The sequence below is a fragment of the Vibrio sp. SCSIO 43132 genome (assembly GCF_019904195.1).
Lineage (GTDB): Bacteria > Pseudomonadota > Gammaproteobacteria > Enterobacterales > Vibrionaceae > Vibrio > Vibrio nigripulchritudo.
Map to the genome: position 1 here is coordinate 173,672 of NZ_CP063200.1, position 21,547 is coordinate 195,218.

Here is a 21,547-nt window from a genome sequence, read left to right on the forward strand (position 1 = left end):
GCTCCCTCTGAAGCGCTACGAAACGACATGAATTCCCCCCAAACTTACTAGGGTCTGTTGACCTTTCGAGCTGATTTTTGCAGCCATTTTGTCCTTAGCTTTTTCATGATTAACCACTTTGTCATCAACTAACGCTCGCTCACCTCGCGCAATCCCCTCAAGAATTGCCAAACGGTTTTGCATAAACTCGTAATCTTCAACATCAGCCAAATATACCAATGGTTTACCGTGTTCGGTAATTAAGACGGGTTGTTTAGTGTCGTGGAGCTCGGCAAGGATCTTAGTTGCTTGACGTTTTAGTGATGTGACTAATTCTACTTTCATAAGAGCTGCTCCAGACGAATACTAAAGTGATACTATTCTGTCACTTTGAGTATAGTTAGCTCGATGCCAATCAAGAGCTGTTATCTATTGTGACGCGAGGAAGGCTCACATGTGTTATGCAAGTAATTACTTAAACTGTATCCAAGAAAAATAAGCCATGAATATATTGTAAGCTCTAAGATACGTTGGTTTAGTCCCACTGTTTTTGAGCTCGGATCTAAGCTTAAAAATGCTATCAGAGCCACTATCGCTGCGGTATAACCCGTAAACTTAAATACCTTCGAATTTGACCACGACGTAGAACCTGAAGATAGACAAAATATTGCCATAACCCCGCATAGATAACCGGGAAACGCAGAAGCCATATGAATGTTATGAGATATTGATGGTGTATCGGGTCGACACTCAAAGTCGCATGGAAAAAACGCGGCTATACCAAGGGTAATACCGTAGATTGCAATGAATATAAGTCCGATAGTGTTTAACTTTGTACGGGGTATTACGGAGTAGCTAACAAATACAAAACCAAGTATGAACAATTCAGTTGGGATAAAACCCAAATAGTTTACATAAGCCCCATGAGGCGCTCCTGTTGCACCTAACTCACTTATAAACTGAGAAATATGGCTGTAATCAGGATAAAAGTAACCAGCGATGAAAACCGTACTGGTAAACCAAATGAAACTAAATATAGGTAAAGCTAAAAGCAAATATCTACTGTTCAAAATGCCCTTCCTTGTTCATTTGTTTAACAGTCAATATATATTACATGCCCTTATTAAATCAGTGGTTAAAATCTGACTGAATTTCATCGAATATCACCTATAAAAAACGCCGCTTCTTTCGAAAGCGGCGTTGGCATTTTGCAGGGTTGTCATCACCGCCATTTCAGCTTCTGATGCAAACGCGTGACTTCCCCCACCACAATTAAGGCGGGGCTTTGGGCTAACTTTGCTGTGTTGGACAAGTCTTTTAGATCGCATTGCCACACTTTCTGATCTGCTGTGGTGCCTTTCTGAATAATGGCGCAAGAAGTGTCTGCCGATAAGCCGTGGGTGATCAGGTTGTCCATGATATTGCCGCTTTGTTTCAACCCCATGTAGAACACCAGCGTGTTATTTGGTTGGGTCAAAGACGCCCAGTTGATAGGTTGCCCATTCTTTTGCAAGTGCCCGGTTATGAACTGCACGCTTTGGGCGTAATCTCGGTGCGTAAGAGGAATGCCTGCATAAGAGGTCGCACCCGCTGCGGCGGTAATTCCGGGCACCACTTCGAACCCAATCTGGTTTTCTGCCAGCGTTTCAAGCTCCTCGCCACCTCGACCAAAGATAAAGGAGTCTCCCCCTTTTAGTCTTACTACGCGTTTTCCCTCCAGTGCTTTCTCTACCAGAATCTGGTTAATCTGCTCCTGAGGTACGCAGTGATAGTCGAGCTTTTTACCCACGTAAATCTTCTCAGCATTGTCACTCGCCAGCGCCAGAATATCTGCCGACACCAATCGGTCATACACCACCACTTCGGCTTGCTGAATCACGCGATAGCCTTTAACAGTAAGCAAATCAGGATCACCGGGTCCCGCCCCGACCAGCGAAACAAAGCCGGTATTTGATGAAGAATTAGAGAGACACGACATAGAAGACTCCACACATAGACGATCGCCCCGGTGGTCGGGGCGAAAAAGAAGATTAAGCGTTGCGCGCTGGCTGGGTTTTGGCGTGAGTGATATACAGGCTCATACCTGTAATCAGCAATCCCCCCACCAGGTTACCCAACGTGACTGGAATCTGGTTCCAGATAAGCCAGTCTGCAATGGTGAAGTCTGCGCCTAGCATCATACCCAGTGGGAACAGGTACATGTTGACCACGGCGTGCTCGAACACTAAGCCGAAGAAGATAAAGATAGGGAACCACATAGCCAGCACTTTGCCGCTGACCGATTTCGACACCATGGCACCCACGACACCAAGTGATACCATCCAGTTACACAAAATGCCTTTAACAAATACGGTAATCCAGCCGTCTAAGCCATGCTCAGCAAAACCGACAGAGCGCGCGGTAGACGCTTTAATGAAAGCTTGACCGACTGCACCCGGATCCATGCTGAAGTTCATGGTGAAAGTCAGTGCCACCAGAAACGCCACCGAAAGCGCACCAATTAAGTTGCCTAGCCCCACCAGCAGCCAGTTGCGGAGAATGCCCGCTTTGGTGACTCCCGGGCGCTTTTCAAACAGAGAAAGTGGTGCCAACGCAAACACTCCCGTCAGCAAATCAAACCCCATCAGATTCAGAATACAGAAGCCAACCGGGAACACTAACGCGCCCACAATAGGCATACCCGTTTGCACGGCTGTGGTAATGGCGACCGCAACCGCTATCGCCAAGATGGCACCAGCCATAATGCCGCGAATCAGGGTGTCCCGAGTCGACATAAACACTTTGCTTTCGCCAGCGTCGATCATGGTTTGAACAAAGTCAGCAGGTTTCACGTAAGACATACTCGTCCTTATTCCTTAAGAAATTAAAAATTGAATAGACGAAGGCTCCCAGAGCTTGTTTTTTGGCTCGCCTAAGAAGCCTTCTTGCTATGCAATCTTGAAGGGCGTGATTTAACTGGTTGCCACTTCAACAATCCCGCTGTTCACACGCGCCGGATACGCTTTCACGCTAAAGCGTTCATCTTCCATGCAGGCACCGGTTTTCAGGTTGAAGCGCTGCTTTTTCAAGGGGCTTGCCACCCATAATTCCCCCTGATGTTCGGCTATAAGCCCTCGGGAAAGCACGTTGGAATGAGCAAAAGGATCGGTATTGCTGATCGCCAGTACACTCTCTTCTTCGCTAGGGCGGAATATCGCCACTTGCTGCCCCTGTACCAAAGCACATACGCCTGTACCCGGAACAATGTCATTGATATCGCAGATGGTTTCGAATGCTGTTGTCATGGATTAGCCCTCCAATTCCACGTGAAGAATGTCGCCTTTGGCTTCCGGATGTTTTTCTGTGAACGTAGCAGGGCGGTGCTGATCCCTTTCAGGCACAAACACTACGTTATCGTCACGCAAATCCGAGTTAATGAAGTGTGAGAAGCGTTTAAGCTGCTGATCATCTTTGATGGTGTCTGTCCACTCACAGCGGTATTCCGCCACCAGCTTGGTAATGTCTTTTTCAAGCTGTTCGTTGATACCCAGTTTGTCGTCGACAATCACTTCTCTTAAGTAATCAACACCGCCTTCCATGTTTTCCAGCCACACAGAGGTGCGTTGAAGTGGAGCAGAAGTGCGAATGTAGAACATCATGAAACGGTCGATGTAGCGAATCAGGGTTTCTTCGTCTAAATCCATCGCCAGAAGATCGGCATGACGAGGCTTCATACCACCGTTACCACATACGTACATGTTCCAGCCCGCGTCTGTGGCAATAATGCCCAGATCTTTACCTTGCGCTTCAGCACACTCACGGGTACAGCCAGACACACCAAATTTCATTTTGTGCGGGGTGCGAATGCCTTTGTAGCGATTCTCGATGCGAGAGCCTAAGCCAACGGAATCCTGAACCCCGTAACGACACCATGTTGAACCAACACAGGTCTTCGCCATGCGAAGAGCTTTGGCGTAGGCTTGACCTGTTTCAAAGCCAGCCTCAATCAGCTTGCGCCAGATCTCTGGTAAATCGTCTTTCTGAGCACCAAACAAACCGATACGCTGGGCGCCGGTCACTTTGGTGTAGAGGTTGTATTCTTCTCCCACTCTTGCCAGTGCCGCAAGTGCCTGAGGAGTGACTTCTCCCCCCGCCATTCGTGGGATCACCGAATAGGTGCCATCTTTCTGAATGTTGCCTAGGAAGTTGTCATTGGTGTCGTGCAGTTTGACCAGTTGCGGTTTGAGGATGTGTTCCCCCCAGCAAGACGCCAGAATAGAGCCGATAGCAGGCTTACACACCTCACAACCGTAGCCTTTGCCGTGTTTGGCAAGCAGTTCATCAAAGGATGTAATTTCTTCAATTCGAATCAGATGGAACAGTTCCTGACGAGAATAAGCAAAGTGCTCACACAGATCGTTTTTCACTTCGATGCCGGACTTCGCCAGCTCAGCATTCAGAACAGAAGTGACAAGCGGAATACAGCCGCCACACCCAGTGCCTGCCCCTGTTACCGCTTTAATGTCTGCCAGCGTGTGGTGCCCTTCAGCAACTGCTGTGGCGATCTTGCCTTTGGTCACATCAAAACACGAACAGATCACTGCGCTTTCAGGCAGAGCATCGGCTCCCAGAGACGGTTTTTCAGCGCCTGCATGCGCAGGAAGAATTAAAGTGTCTGGGTGTTCAGGTAAGTCAATTTCATTGAGCTTGAGCTGAAGAAGGTCACCGTAATCTGAGGTATCCCCCACCAGCACCGCACCCAGCAGCGTTTTGCCGTCTTCCGATACGATGATGCGCTTGTAGACTTCCTCTTCTTCATTCTGGTAAACGTAGCTTTTGCAGCCCGGTGTGCGCCCATTCGCATCGCCAATGGAACCAACTTTCACGCCCAGCAGTTTCAGCTTGGCACTCATGTCAGCGCCTTCAAATACGCTCTCATTGCCAACCAGGTGATCCACTGCCACCGTCGCCATTTTGTAACCCGGAGCGACCAGACCATAGAAGGTTTGGTTCCACGAAGCGCACTCGCCAATGGCGTAAATACTTTCATCTGACGTCTGGCAATGGTCGTTTATGGCGATACCGCCGCGAGGCGCGATTTCCAACCCCATCTGCTTAGCCAGCTTGTCTTGCGGACGAATGCCTGCCGAGAACACAATGAAGTCGGTTTCCAACTCTGTACCGTCAGCAAAACGCATCACATTGCGCGCATCGCTGCCCTCTGGCGCGATTTCTAAGGTGTTTTTGCTGGTGTGGACTTGAACGCCCATGCGCTCAATTTTGTTTTTCAGCTGTAAGCCACCTTGTTGATCAAGCTGTTCTGCCATCAGAACGGGTGCAAACTCCACCACGTGAGTTTCTACGCCCAAAGCCTTAAGTGCGCCAGCAGCCTCCAGACCAAGCAATCCGCCACCAATAACAACACCGCTTTTGCTGTTCTTGGCACACGCCTCAATGGCTTTCAGATCTTCAATGGTTCGGTATACAAAGCAGTCTTTGCTTTCGTGACCTTTGATGGGAGGAACAAATGGGTAGGATCCGGTGGCGATAATCAGCTTGTCGTAAGCGATCTCGCGACCAGAGCTTGAATACACAATGCGATTTTCTCGATTGACGTTGATGGCACGTTCGCCCAGCAAGATGTTAATGCCGTGCTTTTCATAAAAGCCTTCTTTGACCAGAGAAAGTTCGTCCGCTGTGTGATGAGAGAAATACGAAGAGAGGTGAACACGATCGTAAGCGACCCTCGGCTCTTCACAGAAAACCGTGATGTCCATTTCCGCGACATCGGTTTTCTCTACCAGGTCTTCGATGTAGCGATGACCCACCATCCCGTTGCCGATCACAACCAGCTTCAACTTGCTCATAAGACTTCCTGATAATTATTTTGTTAACTGAGCGCATTGTTGATTGTTAATGGATGTGAACACATGATGTAAATCAATTACAAAATAAAACTACCCTAAAGGGGTAGATGGTGGTGCTTAACAAGCTTTACAAAGGTTAAATGTATGTTTCTGACGTAAATAGTATGGAATAAATTGAGTATACGTGTAATAAAAATCGGTAATAAAAGAACACAATTTCACTTATACCCAATTACCCACCATTCACTCATTTTCATTTTTAGGCGTGTAAGTATAAGGCGTCGTTATCGCCACCAGCTCAAATCCGTGTTTCTGCGCGATGGGTCTACTCATGTCAGACGCATCGATGGTCAGATAGCGAATACCTTTCGATCTGGCTTCATTAATTCTCTGGTGCAACAGCGCGGTGTAACATCCTTTCCCACGGTGGGTTTCGAGTGTGCTGCCACCCCAAATTCCTGCAAACGGACTGTCTCCATTGTAGGTAACCCAACCGGAACTGACGGGCTGCTCACCGCTGTATACTACATAGATTGAAATCTGATCGGGCTGCGTCTGCTTAAAGTTATTCAGATAGTCAAAATGCTCGCTAAGGTCCTCTTTCCATACCTGTTCCTGAACCCAAATGGCATCTCGAATCCCCTTCTCATCAGTCACTTCTATCACTTGATCAGGAACAGGAAGGTGCGCTTCGATGGTCGTCAGATCTAACACCATAAATGACTCAGGATCGTCGGCGACAAACCCTTTCTCCACCAGTCGCTTGGTAATGTCAGTGGGGGAGTCATAATCGTAAACTTTCCATTCGAAGCTTCGGTTCAGCTTTCGGAAATAATCCATTTCCTCTTCAATCGTTGCATCGGCACTCCTTTCGTCTAAATCGAAGTAGGCAATCAGGCTGCCGCCAGATTGTTCTGAGACCAGTCGAACAACCTTCCCTGTATCGAATTTTTGGTAGCCCGTTAAGTTGATATCAATTCGCTCAAACTGATTGTACTGCGCTCTTACTGCTTGCTTATTCATGCTGTTTCCTAGGGTCTGTTGACCTATTAGCCTGGAGCTCATTATAAAAATGGAAGTATTGGCGAAACTTTAACATCCGAATGTTGACCATTGAGTCAATTAGCATCAAACATGGAGTATATACCCAAGTGACCTCAAGATGCAGGATTCAGAGCTTCATATTCTGTTTCAGTTCAAGGAAAAGAACGCAGTGGAATGACCAGTCCTTTCCAAGTTCTTTGACGATGAAATGGAACAGAATATGAGCTCCCAAGGGCGAGTTTAACTGGCTTTTATACTGCGTTACCGATTCTTGATTTAGAACCACTAGATCTTCAAATCGGTGTCTTGCCTAAAAGCCAGTTAATTCTCGCTGAACCTAGCATCTTGAGGTCACTTGGGTATAACCGCCACACATTTCACCGTTGAAAAGGAGCATAACGTGAAAGCTCTAAATACTTTATTACTGCCTGTACTGTTCGGGTTCTGTTTCTCTGCCAGTGCTGCAACTCAGCCATCTTTGAGTACTCTTGTCGGAACCTGGGAGATGGAAACGCAGGTCCTGACCGAAAAAGGGGCTCGAGTACCAACCCAAGCGAAGATTCTGAATGGGAAAAGCCGCTTTACCATCCATCCCACCAGTGAAAGCCCATACTTCTTCACCATATTTAGCTGGTGGAAAATCACCAGTCAGGATCCCAAGGCGACACATACCCCCGAGCACGGTCTGACTTTTTTCGGTTCAAATACGCTCTTGGCGACACAGTGGCACAACGAGCCTCGGTTAAAAGCTGTCACCACCAATGAGACCAAAGTGTTTGATTTCAAGTTGCTGGATAATGGCAAACTGAGCTTTGTGATGTATGAAACACCAAACTGCGTCACCAGCAAGTGCGAGCACCAGAACGTCGTAACCATAACCCGAGGAGTGGCAAGCAAAGTTTCTCAGGAACCCTTAAATCAGGCACCGGATTGGTATCCTCAGCTTTAAAGCTGAGTTTACATTGTAAATTCAGCTCGGTTTGATCACTACCTGAGTAAAATCGATCCAGCCATTGGGAAGAAGTGATGTGGTGGTAAGCTTCTCGGATACATTGGTGTCCTGCCTGATATGCAAAATCGGCTGATACAGCCCTTTGTTAATCAGTGTTGTTTCTATATTTTCAAGCTGCCTTAAACGCTGCGCACTGGTGGGCAATTGCAAGGCCGTAACCACTTTCTGTTTCAGCCACTCCGAATTAGCAGTGGCAAAACACACCTTGCTGGAGTAGGTACAAAGCAGCCAGAACATCCACGAAAGCTCGGTATCTTCATCAAACACTTCCCCACTTACAATGATATCTGCTTCCGACAACGTGGCTGCCGAGTCAAATTCCGGATACTCATAGATGGTAATTTCGCAGTCGATACCCAGGTCAGTTAATCGCTGATGGACTTGTTCCGCAGCGGCAATGTGAACATTAAGTTGATAGGTCACCACACGTATGGGGGCTTTGGGTAGGCTAACAGGTGACAAGATTTCACCATTCGGTACGGCTTTTTCAAAGATAGGTGAAGTGGTCATTCCCTCGGCATACGCCACTTCTTCACCCCAGGTCACTTCTGGCAGTGGCAGAGTCTGGATTACCTTCTGAAGCCATTTCCGATTGGCTCGCTTTTTCATCCACGTGTGACGATTAGGGTTGAGCTGAGCGTAAATACATCCCGGTTCCCACTGCGTTTTCTCTTCAAATCCGGCTTTAGAGCGATGTTGAAGGTGAACGCCATGAACCATGTCGCTGTTGAGTTCAAAATCCTTCGCTTTGTCGCCCACATTCCATATCTCAACGCCATCAATCCAGGGGCGAAAGCCGTGATAATGAGGAGAGGTTTTCAAAAGTGTGCGCCACTCTGTTTGCTCCACCAACATAAACGGACCAGACCCGACAATTTGGTCATTAACCGATTTGGCGATGCCCATCGCACTGGAAGAGACCAGTTTGGGTATCAAATTGGGCAGAGATTCGCTAATGAATTCAATACGCAGATCATCGTGCACCACGATGCGGTCGATAAACTGGTAGAGCGCTTTGGTCTGGTGGGGCGAATTCATCAGGCGTATATAGTGCTGCTTTATGTCTTCTGCCAGCAGCGGGCTGCCATCGTGAAACCGTAACCCTTTTCTGAGGTAGAACAGTACGCCCTGTTCGGTGTACTCCCAGAAGTGAGCCAAGTCACCCCTGAACTGCTGAGTATCACCATCCCAAGTCACCAGATAGGCATAAAGATGATTGGCTATATGGACTTCTGAGCGTCGCGATACGCCAATCGAATCCAGGTCATGAGTCCCGCGATAAAACGGCACTTGAAGAATATGATCATCACCAGTCCCGGTTTGGTATTGCGAAACAAATACCGCGATAAACTGATCACGCTCTTTCGCTGGTATCAGGCTGATGGCTTCTTCAGTCTTGCCTTCCTTCATCAATCTTTTGGCGTAGCGTTCTACTCGCGCTGTGACCGATTTCAGCAATATGGCTTTAGGTAAGTTACCCCGTCCTACTCCCGGCTTCCAACCGATAGCCTCTTCTTCGACCAATCGCTTGATCACTAACTGCGCATTGCGTCGGGTACAGACCAATGCTTGAGTGATGTCATCCAAAGACAGGCTTGTCCACTCTTCTCGGACTAACGTATCGCGAAAGTACGCTAATGCTCTCCAATAACGCATAAAGGTGAAATCCTTTTAATTTATTTCCATTTTTCTTCATCTTTTAATCTCGATAATAAATGAATCAGTTAGAGAGAAAAAGTGCAAAAAAACAAGCCAGAATAGGTAAGAAGGAAGGTGTGTATGAGTCAGTCTATTTACATTCGTTTGGCGTTTTGGCTAGTGAAAGCAGAGCTAAAAAGAGAAGAAAAAACCTGGAAGAGAGAAGTAAGAAAAGAGTACTTCAGTATCCCTTGGCAAAATCCTCATATGCTGAAAGATATAGGCTTTGAATCTGATGGACGAACTGTTGGACACGATGAGCCGCCAAAAGTGATCGCTGAGCGGCGCATCCGAATTCTGAAAAAACTGGCTGAAACAGGGGAAACGCAGAAGTAAGCGTGATTGAGTTTACTGTGTAAATTTTCAATCGGTTAGGTAGGGAGATCCACTTATTTATTGCTGTGAAGAATTAACTTGCCAAAACATACGGAACAAAAACCCATAAAACCCAAGATCAAATCCAAATAAACAAAGGCAGAGGAATTCCCCTGCCCTAACTTGCGGGTGCGTACTGATACTAGTGAAGTAAGCCCAGTTCTTCAGCTTCTTCCAGTGTCAGCCCACTCTCTTTGATTTCGCGAAGCATTTCAATCCGACGACGTGCTTCCGCTGATTTACGCTTGTTAGCCGATTTGGCTTCTGTGACTTCATCCTTAAAGTCCCATTTCTCCGCCATCTTTGACATCTCAGAATGATCGATAGAATTAATGGACATAATTGCCTCCAAAAAACCTCATAAATCCGGGGACACCTAATCTGTAGCAAAGCCATTTGAGCTTGTTAAGATAATTCGATACGGAATGTGACCAGCTCAGAATTTCCTAAAATATATCACTGCGTTTACAATTATTACTTTGATAAATTGGTTGTAGGTGATTAGATTTAGAAGATTACTCTCTAGGAAAAGCGAACAGGTTTTTCCTACATTTCTACTCAAATTATTCCGTATATCGTAAGCATTCTTCTGACGAATTTATCGATAAAGCCTTTTGATAACTGACTCAATCCACAACTTGAACTGAGTCGCATTTTCCTCAAATTCACCCCCGTATATTCATGACATTCATCACCCTTTTTCGACCGACTTATTTTTTAATGAAAAATTATGGGTAATGATAATTCATATCATTTCTATTCTGGAAAAGCTGTTATGAGTGAGTCAAAACATCCTCAGGCGTTTCACCCTGAGCCAATTCTTCAGATACGCGACCTTTGTGTCGATTACATTACCGATAACGGTGACTTTAACGCGGTGAAATCCGTCAGTTTCGATATCGGTAAAGGTGAGATATTCGGTCTGGCAGGCGAATCAGGTTGTGGTAAAAGCACCATTGCATTCGCAATCAACCGTCTGCATAAAGCGCCAGCGTTCATTTCCGGAGGTCAAATCTGGTTTAAAGAACGCGACATTCTGCGCTTGTCTGATGAAGATTTGAGAGTACTTCGCTGGAGCGAAATCGCCATGGTATTCCAAAGTGCGATGAACTCTCTGAACCCTGTTTTGACCATCGAAGAACAGTTTTCTGATGTATTACGCCACCATAAAGGCTGCACAGATGCGGAAGCCAAAGAGCGCGCTGAAAAGCTGCTTGATCTGGTGAACATTCCTCGTCACCGCCTGAGCGAGTATCCTCACCAGTTCAGTGGTGGTATGCGTCAGCGTCTGGTTATTGCGATTGCCCTATCACTAAACCCGGACATGATCATCATGGACGAGCCAACCACCGCTCTTGATGTTGTGGTTCAACGCGAAATTCTGCAGCAGATTTATCAGCTTCGTGAAGAGTTTGGTTTCTCGGTTCTGTTTATCACCCACGATCTTGCTCTGATGAGCCAGCTTTGTGACCGTATTGCGGTTATGCGCCACGGTGAACTGGTTGAAGTCAACACCTCGACTGAAATCCGCAATAACCCGCAACATCCATATACTCAGAAGCTTTGGGCTTCATTCCCGAACATTCACGAAGCACGTCATAAGAAAGAGCAAGGAGAGCCAGTATGAGCGAACCAATCATTACGTTGAACAACGTTACTAAGGAGTTCAACATTGGCGGCGGCTTTGCGAAAGTTGAGACGTTCAAGGCGCTTCAGGGCGTGAGCTTCAACCTGCACAAAGGTAAAACTCTGGCACTCGTTGGCGAATCTGGTTGTGGTAAAAGTACCTGTGCACGTCTGATCACTAAGGTTTACCCTGCAACTGAGGGAGAAATTCTCTACCGTGGCAGAAACATCAACGACATCCAGAGCCGCAAAGATGTACTTGATTACCGCAGTAAAGTGCAGATGGTTTTCCAGGACCCGTTTGGTTCACTTAACCCAACACACACCATTGAGCACCACCTGACGCGCCCAATTAAGATTCACAAGCAAATTGCAGACAAATCTAAGATTCCAGCGAGATTGCAGGAGCTGTTGGATCTGGTTGAGCTACCGGCAGAAACCCTGAAAAAATTCCCGCACGAATTAAGTGGCGGTCAGAGACAGCGTGTTAACCTGGCACGTGCACTGGCGGTAGGTGCTGAAATGATTCTGGCGGATGAACCTACATCGATGCTGGACGTTTCGATTCGCCTTGGCGTACTGAACCTGATGCAGCGCATGAAAGAAGAGCTTGGCATTGGCTTCCTATACATTACTCACGATCTGGCGACGGCACACTACATCGCTGAAGAAACCGCAGTGATGTACAAAGGTCAGATCGTAGAATGGGGTGACACGCATTCGATCCTGACGAATCCGCAGCATCCGTACACCAAACTGCTGATTTCTGCAGTGCCTGATCCGGATCTTCCGTTTGGCAACCTTGTTCACTCCGAACCAAATTACTCTCAGGATGCCGATAAGATCCGCGCAACCAGCGGTATTTTGCAGCCAATGTACGATCAGGTGGGCGATAACCACTTTGTTAGGCAGTGGACTAACGCTGCATGATAACGCTGGAAGCCTGGCAGGAAAAAGTGTCAGATTGGTACCAGTCCGGGAAGCATGATCAAGTGGAGTCGCTGATTCCACTTCTTCATCAGCCGCCAGAAGCCGTTTGGGGTCCTTTAATCACCGATGAGCAAAGTAAGGCGATAGCTTGCTGGCTAGACGGATGTTTGAGGGTCTTTCAATACTACCAAAGGCAGGAACTTCCCCAGAAAGGCTATGAATATCTGAACTTTGCCTATGCCAGACTCCAGGCAGTCTCATGCAATCCAGAAGCAGAAATTGATTTGAAACACTGGTGTCTGAAACGACTCGACCACCTGATTGTGGTGATGCTTGAACAGTGTAACCAGCTTGGCTGGACGGAAGAGTCACAAAAGCAGATTCAGTGTCATGTAGAGTTCATGTCTCAACAGCAGCAAGGCATGAACCTCCCTAACGGCTTGTAATCTAAGCACAAGCCGGCTGCCCTTCTAAATTCTTCCCGCCTCAATCTACGATCATGCTTCCGCGCCTTGATCATCTTTCCGAATTCAGACGCATGATCATCATGACAACCTTGATCATGTTTCCGATTGTTCGACTCTTCACTGACCCAGTGCAAAACCACAAACATGCTGAAGAAGCATTTGTATGAGATGACCCGAACCTCATACAACAGACAAAAAAATAGCAGGTTTTTCAACCTGCTAAAGTAATTCATTGTTTGAATGAACAATTGAGCCATTTATTAATTCATTAGAAATAAACAACATTGTTGCTATCTCAGGGCGCAGAATAAATGGCATGTTGTTCGTTCATGTCAGAGAACTGTCAAAGTTATCAAAAAGTAAATTTTCAAGATTAGCGGCTCTAACTTCCTGAAAAACTTTACTACTCGGGCTATTGCCCGGTGGCGACTTCATCAAGCGTTCGCATCACCAGTTCGTCGATATGCCCTTCGAAAACTTGCTTACACACTTTTTTGCGCACCGCGAGCCCTCTGATCAGTTTTTCGATAGAGAGGTGATTCACTTCCCGTTGCCCGTTAAACAGCTCGATTGTCTTGCTGAGTACTTCGTATGGCACCACGTCTTCTCCGACTCTGAGCCAGTCGAGCTTCTCTACGAGCTCCTGACACTCTTCTCGGATAGATCCCGGAGAATGTCCGGTCATTGCGGAAAGAGCCGTTATACTGCGTTCTAGAGCCTCTGGAGAGGTATATTTGGATAGAGTGATCGTCAATTCGTCCGCATTGATCTCAACAAGGTGCTTTCTCAGCTTCACCCGACGCCCTAATCGCCCTTTCGGAGAAGCGGGTTTTCGCTGGATCGGTTCAAACTCTCCGTCGATGATCTCTGCCAGCTCTTCCAGTTTCTGTTTGGACACCATTTCGTGGCGCAGCGGGTTAGGCAGCGTCGGTGCCATATTGCGTTTGCCAGCATTAGTGGTACGGGCACGAGAGTAACGAAGCACTTCTTCCACATCGCATTTGATATCGAGCTGGTAGTCCACCACTTTGGACTTTTCTTCGATATTGGTGACCGTGATGTGGTAACCCCACAGGTTCACCACAAACATGTCTTCGGTCCCCTTCCCTTCCGACAGGCGTTTCAGCTCGCGCATCAGATCCATCGAGAAACGACGCCATTCGATGTTACGCGCCAGCTTCAGATTCAGCTCGCTGAGCAGCATGGTATCCGTAAATCGGCGGGACATACGGCTTCGGAAGAAAGAATACAGCTGGAAAACCAGCGTATGCTGACGAAGAATTTCCGGTGGAAACAGGAAGAAATAATCGCGCGTGAGCAGCTCTTCGTAGAAGGATGGTTCCCAAACCAGGATGTACAGGTTTGGTTTTATGCGTATTTCGCCCGCAGCGTCCTCTGAAGGTGCTTCTTCCGACGCAGTAATGGTTCTGGCCAGAAAACGGAAACGATCGCTCTTGAAGCCTTCTGGCATGTTCTCGCTCATCCATCGCCCAGTCAGCTCATGCAACTGGAAATCGGTAAATTCGATCCTGTCGATACTTTCGCGGATCGAGTCGCGGGCAGGACCGCTGTCTTTCTTGCCCCGAAGCGCAAGAATGTCCGTGATGTAGAGCGGTGTTTTGTTCGGAACCTGCTTCGCGTTGATCTGGTAATCTTCCTGATGATGCTCGTGATACTGAACGGTCAGCGTGAACAGGGCAAACAGCGTCATGAGATCGTCCACTGTCATGATGTTTTTTGATGATCGTGTTTCGATCACCGCCCGGCTACCCGAGATCGAGACCATGGATTTCTGGTAGTTTTTGCGGGTTCTGGGCGGCGCAAGCGCCTGATCAATAATGCCTGCCCAGTTGGTCGGCGACACAACAAACTGTTCCGATTCGTCTTTCATTGCCGGCGGAGTATTCAACCCGTGTTCATTCAGCAACCGACGGTTAACCTGAGTTTGTGCCAGCGCTTTGGAACGCTTCTGCTTTTCATTTTGCTTGCTGGATTCTGTCATCAGGCTGGTGGCACCGAGCACGGAAATCAGCTGGCTAGGATTGACAAAGGAATGCAGCATGGTTTTTCCAGCCAGTCCTTCTTCAAAACGAACCGGAGTTTGCTTAAACAGACCGATGTTCACCGCCGCCCTCAGCCGCTGCTGTATTGCTGCACGGGTTAATTTTCCGTCAGTGGCTTCAACCAGTTCGGTGGTAGAAACATATCCATCCTTGCTACTAAAACCGCGCAGCGAGATAAGATTCAGTAGTTCAACAATACTCTTAGTGACGCCTTTGAAGTGCTGATATTGTTCGATCCAGTCAACAATTTGTTCGTTAACTAAAAACAGATGTCCATCTTTATGGGTTCTTGGATGCTTGATTAAGATCTTTTCGTCAGACGTCATTTGTTATCCATGGTCGCTTGACCGTAATTTTGCTATTTTTCCGAAAGATTAAAGAAAAAAAAATCATAAATAAAGAAAAAATTATGGCTCTTAAAAAACTGATCTTTATGATTTATTTGATCTAAAGTGATTAAGTGATCTTATGATCTGGCTGTAAAGACGCTTGTAACCCATTGAATAAAATAAAGTTATTTTTTTAGCCTTCAGAAGCATGATCATGTGAATCCCGAAACGATGATCAATAAGTTCTTGAAAGCATGATCAAAAACACTCGAAACAATGATCATCATCAGATCGAATCCATGATCAAGACAACTCCGAAACCATGATCAAAGACACCTCACAAGTTATCCACACTTCCCTTTGTTTACTTCTGCATCAATTGATTTACTATCCGGAAAAATGATCAAGAAAACGGATGCTTTCATGCGTCCATCACGCCAATTTACAATCGGATAGACAGCCATACCGCCCGTCTACGCTTAGTTTTCCACAGCCAGAGCTTATTGAAGCATGATCAAGGAGATGTCGATGGCAATAAATGTCAGTTGGATTACAGTTAATTGACCATTTCTGACTGTTGACCAATCTGTGATGCCTTATTCAATCTACACTTCCCGTAAACTGGACGACAATTCTCATGCTTCCGGCAGAAGAATACAACTTGATCATTGATCCGAATTGGATCTGTGTGAACTGGTTGGCAAAGCGATCGAATTTACACTCATAAACCCCATGATCATTCTTCCGAACTGACCAAATTCGACTGGAAAGATGATCAAGAGCCTCTACCTTGATCATCTTTCCGTAAATCAAACATTGCGTTGAAAGAGTTCGATCTGAATTTGAAATCCTTAGCGCTGTAAATTCGAATGACAGTGACCGTAATTTAGAAGTGTTGAATAATCGTTCCGTTGAAAATAGGAGTGTTGAGGAAGATACATCCCATGTTTAAGGGGAGTATTTTTTCCGCAATGATATTCTGCAGAGCCCCATACCATTTGATCGATTACCCCCTGCCTAGTGAGATTTCACGAATTTGATAGAGGCTTAAGGTCAGCTTGCATAAACATCTGAAGATTTTTGTTTAATCTAAATTGAGACCAAGGCTCATTCTTTGATAGATAGCTTTTCGCTTTTTGAGGTTCATGGAATAGGATTGAGTTTGGGTGAAGAGATCATCGGTTTTTCACTTCGATGAAGGTTACAGATAAATATATCGTTTACACTGTAAATAAGTGATGCTGTAACATTTTAAATCTGTGTGACTTCGTGAAACTTTACAGGAAAGATTTAAGTCACTACTTTGTCAAAATTTCAGGTAATTAGTCAATTTGACTTAATTTAATGTGAGGTTGCTCAGAAGTATCTGTTCACCTTTTTATTGTTAAATCTAGATATTGCTGTACAATGCAAAATAGTTAATTCGTTTGGATGCCTAATAATGAAACGAGAAAAAACAATAGAAAATCTAGTTGAGTTGGCGGATCAGACTCAACAAGTTCAAGCTGACCGTATTGAAATAGTCTTAGAAGAACGCAGCGATGAACATTTTCCTCCTATGTCAAAGGCATTAATGGAGACGCGCTCGGGTTTAACACGTCGTAAACTGGACGATGCAATCGGTAAGCTGGAAGAGCAAGGGCACCAATTTACAAAGAATAATGCCAACCATTACTCCATTTCTCTGCAAGAAGCTCACATGCTAATGGATGCGGCAGGCGTACCGAAATTTCATGAACGTAAGAAAAATGGCGACAACAAGCCATGGATAATCAACGTCCAGAACCAGAAGGGTGGTACGGGCAAATCTATGACGGCTGTGCACTTAGCCGCCTGCCTGGCGCTGAACCTGGATAAGCGTTACCGCATCTGTCTGATTGACCTTGACCCACAAGGCTCTTTGCGTCTGTTTCTGAACCCGCAAATCAGCGTCAGTGAGCACGACAACATCTATTCTGCTGTCGATATCATGTTGGACAATGTGCCGGATGGGGTAGAGGTTGATACGGAATTCCTCAACAAAAACGTCTTGCTATCCACCCAATATCCGAACCTGAAAACCATTTCTGCATTCCCTGAAGATGCGATGTTTAACGCGGAGGCGTGGCAAAGCCTATCTCAGGATGCGTCTCTGGATATCGTTCGTCTGTTGAAAGAAAAGCTGATCGATAAGATTGCCAGCGAATTCGATATCGTGATGATTGATACAGGTCCGCACGTTGATCCCCTGGTGTGGAATGCTATGTATGCATCTAACGCGCTGCTCATCCCTTGTGCAGCGAAACGACTGGACTGGGCGTCAACGGTTAACTTCTTCCAGCATCTTCCCACGGTATACGAAATGTTCCCGGAAGACTGGAAGGGGCTTGAGTTTGTGCGCTTAATGCCTACCATGTTTGAAGATGACAATAAAAAACAAGTCTCTGTATTAACCGAAATGAATTACCTATTGGGTGAACAAGTGATGATGGCGACGATACCTCGAAGCCGTGCATTTGAAACCTGCGCAGATACCTATAGCACGGTCTTTGATCTTACGGTCGGGGATTTCGAAGGGGGTAAAAAGACCCTTCTAACCGCTCAGGATGCCGTTCAGAAGAGCGCATTAGAGCTTGAGCGTGTGTTGCATGGTCACTGGTCGTCACTCAATCAGGAGTCTTAATCTATGGCAATGAAAACTTCAGAATTAAACGCAAAACTGTTTGGCAAAGCCAACAAACGCCGTGCGACCTCACCGCAAGAAGCACAGACAGCCGCAAAAGACAAAGCCCAGTTCATTGAGCTTGCCGTGGCAGGGCAGGAACTGGTTTCTTTTGAGCTGGTTAAAGTCGCAGCTGAGAAAGTGGCTACAGATACGGTTGTATTTGAACAAAACGCCCGTGAGCAGTCTTTCCTGAACCAGCACGCTTTGTCCGATATTCTGACTACGCTGGAAGAACGTGGTCAGCAGTACCCAGCCGTTGGTCGCCGCACTAAAGACGGAAAAATTGAAGTACTGGACGGCAGCCGTCGTCGTATGTCCTGTATCTTGGCGAAGAAAGACTTCCTGATTTACGTGGCTGAGAACATTGAGACAGAGCATGCGAAGTTCCTGTCTGATGTGGCAAACGCACATAAACCGCTTTCTTTGTACGAGCGTGGTCGTGAAATGCAGGCGAAACTGGATAACGGAGAAGCTGAAGACCAAAAAGCTCTGGCAACTATTTTCCAATGCAGCGAAGCGTTGGTCAGTGGAGCGCTGAAAGCGGCTGCTTTGCCACTTGAGCTACTTCGAGCTTATCCCAATGTTGGTGATCTGGGGCGTCCGACCATAGTGAAACTGCACAAGCAGTTCTTCCAGCTCACTGAGGGGCAGCAGAAATCTCTGCTGAAAAAATGCCACAGTAAGAATGGGTATGTTTGGGAAAACACCAGTACTCAAGGCGTGAGCCGGATTACTAAAGAAGTGACCGAGCAGCTCGAAGCCTGGATTGAAGAACTGGCACCAAGTAAAAAAGCCTCTGGTGCAGAGAAAGTCGACTTTATTAAAGGACGTGTCAGTTACGCCCGCAAGGGAAATGCTTTGTCCCTGAATATGAAGAAAGTGGACGACCAAACCATGGAAGACATACTCGCTTTCCTGAAACAAAAGCTTTCTTAAGCAATCAAAGCCGCAGCAATGCGGCTTTTTTATTGTTTTGCTGCCCGCCAATGTGCTCATCCCCTTGAGCTGAATTTACTTTAACTGCTACCATTCTTGCTGGTCGTTTTTTCTGGAGCCTTCCTTCTGTGGCGCACTCTGATTTTCTAGTACAGCTATCTCAAATCGCAAAGCACAACCGCCATCGATTTTTGGTCGAACTGGTGGGGGACGAGAGTTGGTGTCAGGCGCAAGTCCGTGAATTTATCGACGTCGAATCGCCAAGTCGGTCACTGAAGTTGGGCGGGGAAGAATGGCAAAACATCCCAACTAAGAATCATCAGTACGGAACCAAAGTACTGGGCACGGAACTGACTCTACTGATATACGACTGTGCATCTGGTTTTGATGCTAATAGCTTTGCTGCCGCATGCGGAACCGTGGTTGGTGGCGGGATAGTGATATTACTCAACCGAAAACACCTCAATAAAGGCGGTGGAAGTGAGTGGCTGGCATCCCATCTAGATGGTGACATCTGTATCGAGCAAGATAAAGCTTTGCCTGCTTTACCTATCAGAACATCCGAAAAAATCGACGCCTTATTTACTGATCAGCTAGCCGCTATAAAAGCCATAACCAAAGTGGTTTCTGGTCGAAGAAAACGCCCCCTAGTGATGACTGCTGACCGAGGGCGAGGAAAGTCTTCCTCTTTGGGAATGGCGTCTGCCGAATTGATGCGTTCGCGAAAGATGACAATAGTCGTCACTGCACCTGCAACCAAGGCTGTCGTTCCCGTGTTTGAACACGCCAATCAAACGCTTGGGCTTGGTCCAGGTACTTCCGGTTTTCTGATTGAAAGCGAGGTGAGTACTCTGCGATACGTTGCTCCCGATGACTTGCTCTTAACTAAGCCTGAATGCGACTTACTCATTGTGGACGAAGCTTCTGCGATTCCGGTACCGATGTTGATCGCTATGACAGAGCACTACCACCGCATGGTATTTTCAACCACTGTGCATGGCTATGAAGGATGCGGGCGAGGCTTCACCCTTAAATTCACTAAGTGGTTACAGGAAAATCGGTCTGGCTGGCAGTCTCTGCATCTCAATCAACCCATTCGTTGGGCAGAGGATGATCCACTAGAAAGGTGGCTGTTTGACGCCTTCTTACTTGATGCCGAAATAGAAGAAGTAGACTCAACTCTTGAGGAAGTGGTACTTAGGCGCATCGACAAAAAGGCGCTGGTCCAAGATAAAAGCTTGCTAAAGCGATGCTTTGGATTGTTGGTCAATGCACATTATCAAACTTCACCCAATGACCTGTTTCAGTTACTAAGCGATTCATCCACCGACTTGTGGATGGCATGGCAAGGCAAACAATTGGTCGGCTGCTTATCTACAGTGAGGGAAGGGGATTTATCTTCTGACGTTATCGACGGCATTGTGACAGGAAAGCGTCGTCCAAAAGGGCATCTTGTTCCGTCTAGCCTGGCGAATCATTTAGGGGTCGATGATGCAGCCAAAGAATCCAGTGTACGTGTTATGCGTATTGCCGTTCATCCCACTCTGCAAAGAAATGGAGTGGGTAAAGTCCTGTTGGATAAGCTGGAAGAAGCACTAGAAAGTGAGGTGACTTATTTGTCCACCAGCTTCGGTGCGACAAAAGAGTTGCTGCAGTTCTGGTTAGCTTGTGGGTATCTTCCTTTACGAGTAGGGAGCAGTCGAGATCAAGCGAGTGGTGCTCACTCGGTGATCATGGTGCGCACACTAAAAAACAGCGATTGGTACTGCGTTGCGAAACAGTATTGGGAGACCAACTTTTTCTCCCAGCTTTCAGGCGAACTGAAAACTATCGAACCCTGGATTGTCGAACCCTTGGTACAAACATTTTCTTTACCTTCGAACTCATTAAATGCGCATGAACTGCAAATGCTCCAGCGTTACGCTCAAGGGGGAAATGGTGCAGAATCTTCAGCTGTACTGTTGGCAAAGCTCACAATGATGGCTTTGAAGTCTGGCTTTGGGGAGGCAGCTTATCCGCTTGTTTCCAAATTCCTGCAACAGCAAAGCTGGTCCGAAGTGGTTGCTGGTTTCGGTTTTTCTGGGAGAAAGTCGCTAGAGAAATATATCCGCGAACAAGTGGCTGAAATCTTGGTGAATTTACACTGTAAATTTGACTAAAAACGAGTCTCTCTTTCAATTTGAGTAAATGAGTCATTTTCCCCATCTATCAGCACTTAGTCCTTCGAATCCCAATCTGAAATTTACAGTGTAAATTCAATAACATTTGAGATTTATTTCAGACCACTATCTCAAAACAATGTAAAAAATATGCTGCACAATAACAGCCTTTTTGAGCTGAATTGATATAAATGTCGACAATCGAAATGAATTTGTGTAATCGATTTATAAGGTTGTTTTTTAAGAGACTTTAATCTCATCAATGTGAATTTCTTCACCTCATTTTTTTATTTGTAGCTCATCAGGTAGCAGTTCCAACTGAGCTGTTCTGACATTTTTATTGTTGATAATCAAAGAATCCCTCCTACACTCAATTTAT

At 46.4% G+C, this 21,547-nt stretch carries 18 protein-coding genes; 8 read left to right on the top strand and 10 right to left on the bottom strand.

Annotation, left to right across the window (positions count from 1 at the left end; translation table 11 throughout):
- Window positions 1-15: 15 nt before the first annotated feature.
- The 7 genes from INR79_RS18955 to INR79_RS18985 all read right to left on the bottom strand — a co-directional run bounded on the left by INR79_RS18955 (window position 16) and on the right by INR79_RS18985 (window position 6,848).
- Window positions 16-324 (bottom strand): type II toxin-antitoxin system Phd/YefM family antitoxin, encoded by a 309-nt coding sequence (locus tag INR79_RS18955; protein WP_223098773.1) that lies wholly within the window; start codon window positions 322-324, stop codon window positions 16-18.
- Window positions 325-404: 80 nt separating this feature from the next.
- Entirely contained in the window at window positions 405-1,049 is a 645-nt protein-coding gene (locus INR79_RS18960; protein WP_223098776.1) for a DUF998 domain-containing protein, read from the bottom strand.
- 152 nt (window positions 1,050-1,201) lie between these two features.
- Window positions 1,202-1,957 carry a uroporphyrinogen-III C-methyltransferase gene (gene cobA, locus INR79_RS18965; protein ID WP_004404003.1) on the bottom strand — a complete coding sequence of 252 codons (756 nt, stop codon included), beginning with the start codon at window positions 1,955-1,957 and terminating at the stop codon, window positions 1,202-1,204.
- A gap of 52 nt (window positions 1,958-2,009) precedes the next feature.
- A complete protein-coding gene (locus tag INR79_RS18970) occupies window positions 2,010-2,819 on the bottom strand; it encodes a formate/nitrite transporter family protein (protein ID WP_004403999.1) in 810 nt (269 codons plus the stop codon).
- A 111-nt stretch (window positions 2,820-2,930) separates the two neighbouring features.
- Entirely contained in the window at window positions 2,931-3,263 is a 333-nt protein-coding gene (gene nirD, locus INR79_RS18975) for a nitrite reductase small subunit NirD (RefSeq protein ID WP_004403996.1), read from the bottom strand.
- A 3-nt stretch (window positions 3,264-3,266) separates the two neighbouring features.
- Window positions 3,267-5,825, bottom strand: a complete 2,559-nt coding sequence (gene nirB / locus INR79_RS18980) for a nitrite reductase large subunit NirB (protein WP_223098778.1) — start codon at window positions 5,823-5,825, stop codon at window positions 3,267-3,269.
- A gap of 243 nt (window positions 5,826-6,068) precedes the next feature.
- Window positions 6,069-6,848: a GNAT family N-acetyltransferase gene (locus INR79_RS18985; RefSeq protein ID WP_223098781.1), complete on the bottom strand. Its 780-nt coding sequence runs from the start codon at window positions 6,846-6,848 to the stop codon at window positions 6,069-6,071.
- Window positions 6,849-7,269: 421 nt separating this feature from the next.
- Here INR79_RS18985 and INR79_RS18990 point away from each other — a divergent pair, with 421 nt between their 5' ends.
- A complete protein-coding gene (locus INR79_RS18990; protein WP_223098784.1) occupies window positions 7,270-7,818 on the top strand; it encodes a hypothetical protein in 549 nt (182 codons plus the stop codon).
- 21 nt (window positions 7,819-7,839) lie between these two features.
- Here INR79_RS18990 and INR79_RS18995 read toward each other — a convergent pair whose 3' ends face one another.
- The gene (locus tag INR79_RS18995; protein ID WP_223098787.1) at window positions 7,840-9,537 is read right to left on the bottom strand and encodes an ABC transporter substrate-binding protein; all 1,698 of its coding nucleotides are present in this window, start codon (window positions 9,535-9,537) and stop codon (window positions 7,840-7,842) included.
- A 123-nt stretch (window positions 9,538-9,660) separates the two neighbouring features.
- Between INR79_RS18995 and INR79_RS19000 the strand changes: the two genes are divergently transcribed.
- Window positions 9,661-9,915: a hypothetical protein gene (locus INR79_RS19000; RefSeq protein ID WP_223098799.1), complete on the top strand. Its 255-nt coding sequence runs from the start codon at window positions 9,661-9,663 to the stop codon at window positions 9,913-9,915.
- A gap of 181 nt (window positions 9,916-10,096) precedes the next feature.
- Here INR79_RS19000 and INR79_RS19005 read toward each other — a convergent pair whose 3' ends face one another.
- Complete coding sequence (locus tag INR79_RS19005; protein ID WP_004403984.1) at window positions 10,097-10,294, bottom strand: PA3496 family putative envelope integrity protein; 198 nt, start codon at window positions 10,292-10,294, stop codon at window positions 10,097-10,099.
- A 435-nt stretch (window positions 10,295-10,729) separates the two neighbouring features.
- Between INR79_RS19005 and INR79_RS19010 the strand changes: the two genes are divergently transcribed.
- Genes INR79_RS19010 through INR79_RS19020 form a run of 3 tightly spaced genes read left to right on the top strand, consistent with a single transcriptional unit; the run spans window position 10,730 to window position 12,956 of the window.
- Window positions 10,730-11,581 (top strand): ABC transporter ATP-binding protein, encoded by an 852-nt coding sequence (locus INR79_RS19010; RefSeq protein WP_022562216.1) that lies wholly within the window; start codon window positions 10,730-10,732, stop codon window positions 11,579-11,581.
- A complete protein-coding gene (locus tag INR79_RS19015; protein WP_004403975.1) occupies window positions 11,578-12,510 on the top strand; it encodes an ATP-binding cassette domain-containing protein in 933 nt (310 codons plus the stop codon). The genes INR79_RS19010 and INR79_RS19015 overlap by 4 nt, the downstream gene beginning before the upstream one ends.
- The gene (locus INR79_RS19020) at window positions 12,507-12,956 is read left to right on the top strand and encodes a transcriptional regulator (RefSeq protein WP_200768115.1); all 450 of its coding nucleotides are present in this window, start codon (window positions 12,507-12,509) and stop codon (window positions 12,954-12,956) included. The genes INR79_RS19015 and INR79_RS19020 overlap by 4 nt, the downstream gene beginning before the upstream one ends.
- Window positions 12,957-13,389: 433 nt before the next feature.
- Here the strand turns inward: INR79_RS19020 and INR79_RS19025 are convergent, their stop codons facing one another.
- A complete protein-coding gene (locus tag INR79_RS19025) occupies window positions 13,390-15,366 on the bottom strand; it encodes a replication initiator protein RctB domain-containing protein (RefSeq protein ID WP_004403969.1) in 1,977 nt (658 codons plus the stop codon).
- 1,444 nt (window positions 15,367-16,810) lie between these two features.
- Between INR79_RS19025 and INR79_RS19030 the strand changes: the two genes are divergently transcribed.
- From INR79_RS19030 to INR79_RS19040, 3 genes are all read left to right on the top strand, one after another.
- A complete protein-coding gene (locus INR79_RS19030) occupies window positions 16,811-18,031 on the top strand; it encodes a ParA family protein (protein WP_004403967.1) in 1,221 nt (406 codons plus the stop codon).
- Window positions 18,032-18,034: 3 nt separating this feature from the next.
- The gene (locus INR79_RS19035) at window positions 18,035-19,009 is read left to right on the top strand and encodes a ParB/RepB/Spo0J family partition protein (RefSeq protein ID WP_022596283.1); all 975 of its coding nucleotides are present in this window, start codon (window positions 18,035-18,037) and stop codon (window positions 19,007-19,009) included.
- A gap of 128 nt (window positions 19,010-19,137) precedes the next feature.
- Window positions 19,138-21,168: a tRNA(Met) cytidine acetyltransferase TmcA gene (locus tag INR79_RS19040; RefSeq protein WP_223098815.1), complete on the top strand. Its 2,031-nt coding sequence runs from the start codon at window positions 19,138-19,140 to the stop codon at window positions 21,166-21,168.
- The last annotated feature ends 379 nt before the right edge of the window (window positions 21,169-21,547 follow it).

Coding starts and splice junctions, on each gene's coding strand:
- INR79_RS18955 (WP_223098773.1), bottom strand. CDS start 324: ATGAAAGTAGAATTAGTCACATCACTAAAACGTCAAGCAACTAAGATC.
- cobA (WP_004404003.1), bottom strand. CDS start 1,957: ATGTCGTGTCTCTCTAATTCTTCATCAAATACCGGCTTTGTTTCGCTG.
- INR79_RS18970 (WP_004403999.1), bottom strand. CDS start 2,819: ATGTCTTACGTGAAACCTGCTGACTTTGTTCAAACCATGATCGACGCT.
- nirD (WP_004403996.1), bottom strand. CDS start 3,263: ATGACAACAGCATTCGAAACCATCTGCGATATCAATGACATTGTTCCG.
- nirB (WP_223098778.1), bottom strand. CDS start 5,825: ATGAGCAAGTTGAAGCTGGTTGTGATCGGCAACGGGATGGTGGGTCAT.
- INR79_RS18985 (WP_223098781.1), bottom strand. CDS start 6,848: ATGAATAAGCAAGCAGTAAGAGCGCAGTACAATCAGTTTGAGCGAATT.
- INR79_RS18995 (WP_223098787.1), bottom strand. CDS start 9,537: ATGCGTTATTGGAGAGCATTAGCGTACTTTCGCGATACGTTAGTCCGA.
- INR79_RS19000 (WP_223098799.1), top strand. CDS start 9,661: ATGAGTCAGTCTATTTACATTCGTTTGGCGTTTTGGCTAGTGAAAGCA.
- INR79_RS19005 (WP_004403984.1), bottom strand. CDS start 10,294: ATGTCCATTAATTCTATCGATCATTCTGAGATGTCAAAGATGGCGGAG.
- INR79_RS19010 (WP_022562216.1), top strand. CDS start 10,730: ATGAGTGAGTCAAAACATCCTCAGGCGTTTCACCCTGAGCCAATTCTT.
- INR79_RS19015 (WP_004403975.1), top strand. CDS start 11,578: ATGAGCGAACCAATCATTACGTTGAACAACGTTACTAAGGAGTTCAAC.
- INR79_RS19020 (WP_200768115.1), top strand. CDS start 12,507: ATGATAACGCTGGAAGCCTGGCAGGAAAAAGTGTCAGATTGGTACCAG.
- INR79_RS19025 (WP_004403969.1), bottom strand. CDS start 15,366: ATGACGTCTGACGAAAAGATCTTAATCAAGCATCCAAGAACCCATAAA.
- INR79_RS19030 (WP_004403967.1), top strand. CDS start 16,811: ATGAAACGAGAAAAAACAATAGAAAATCTAGTTGAGTTGGCGGATCAG.
- INR79_RS19035 (WP_022596283.1), top strand. CDS start 18,035: ATGGCAATGAAAACTTCAGAATTAAACGCAAAACTGTTTGGCAAAGCC.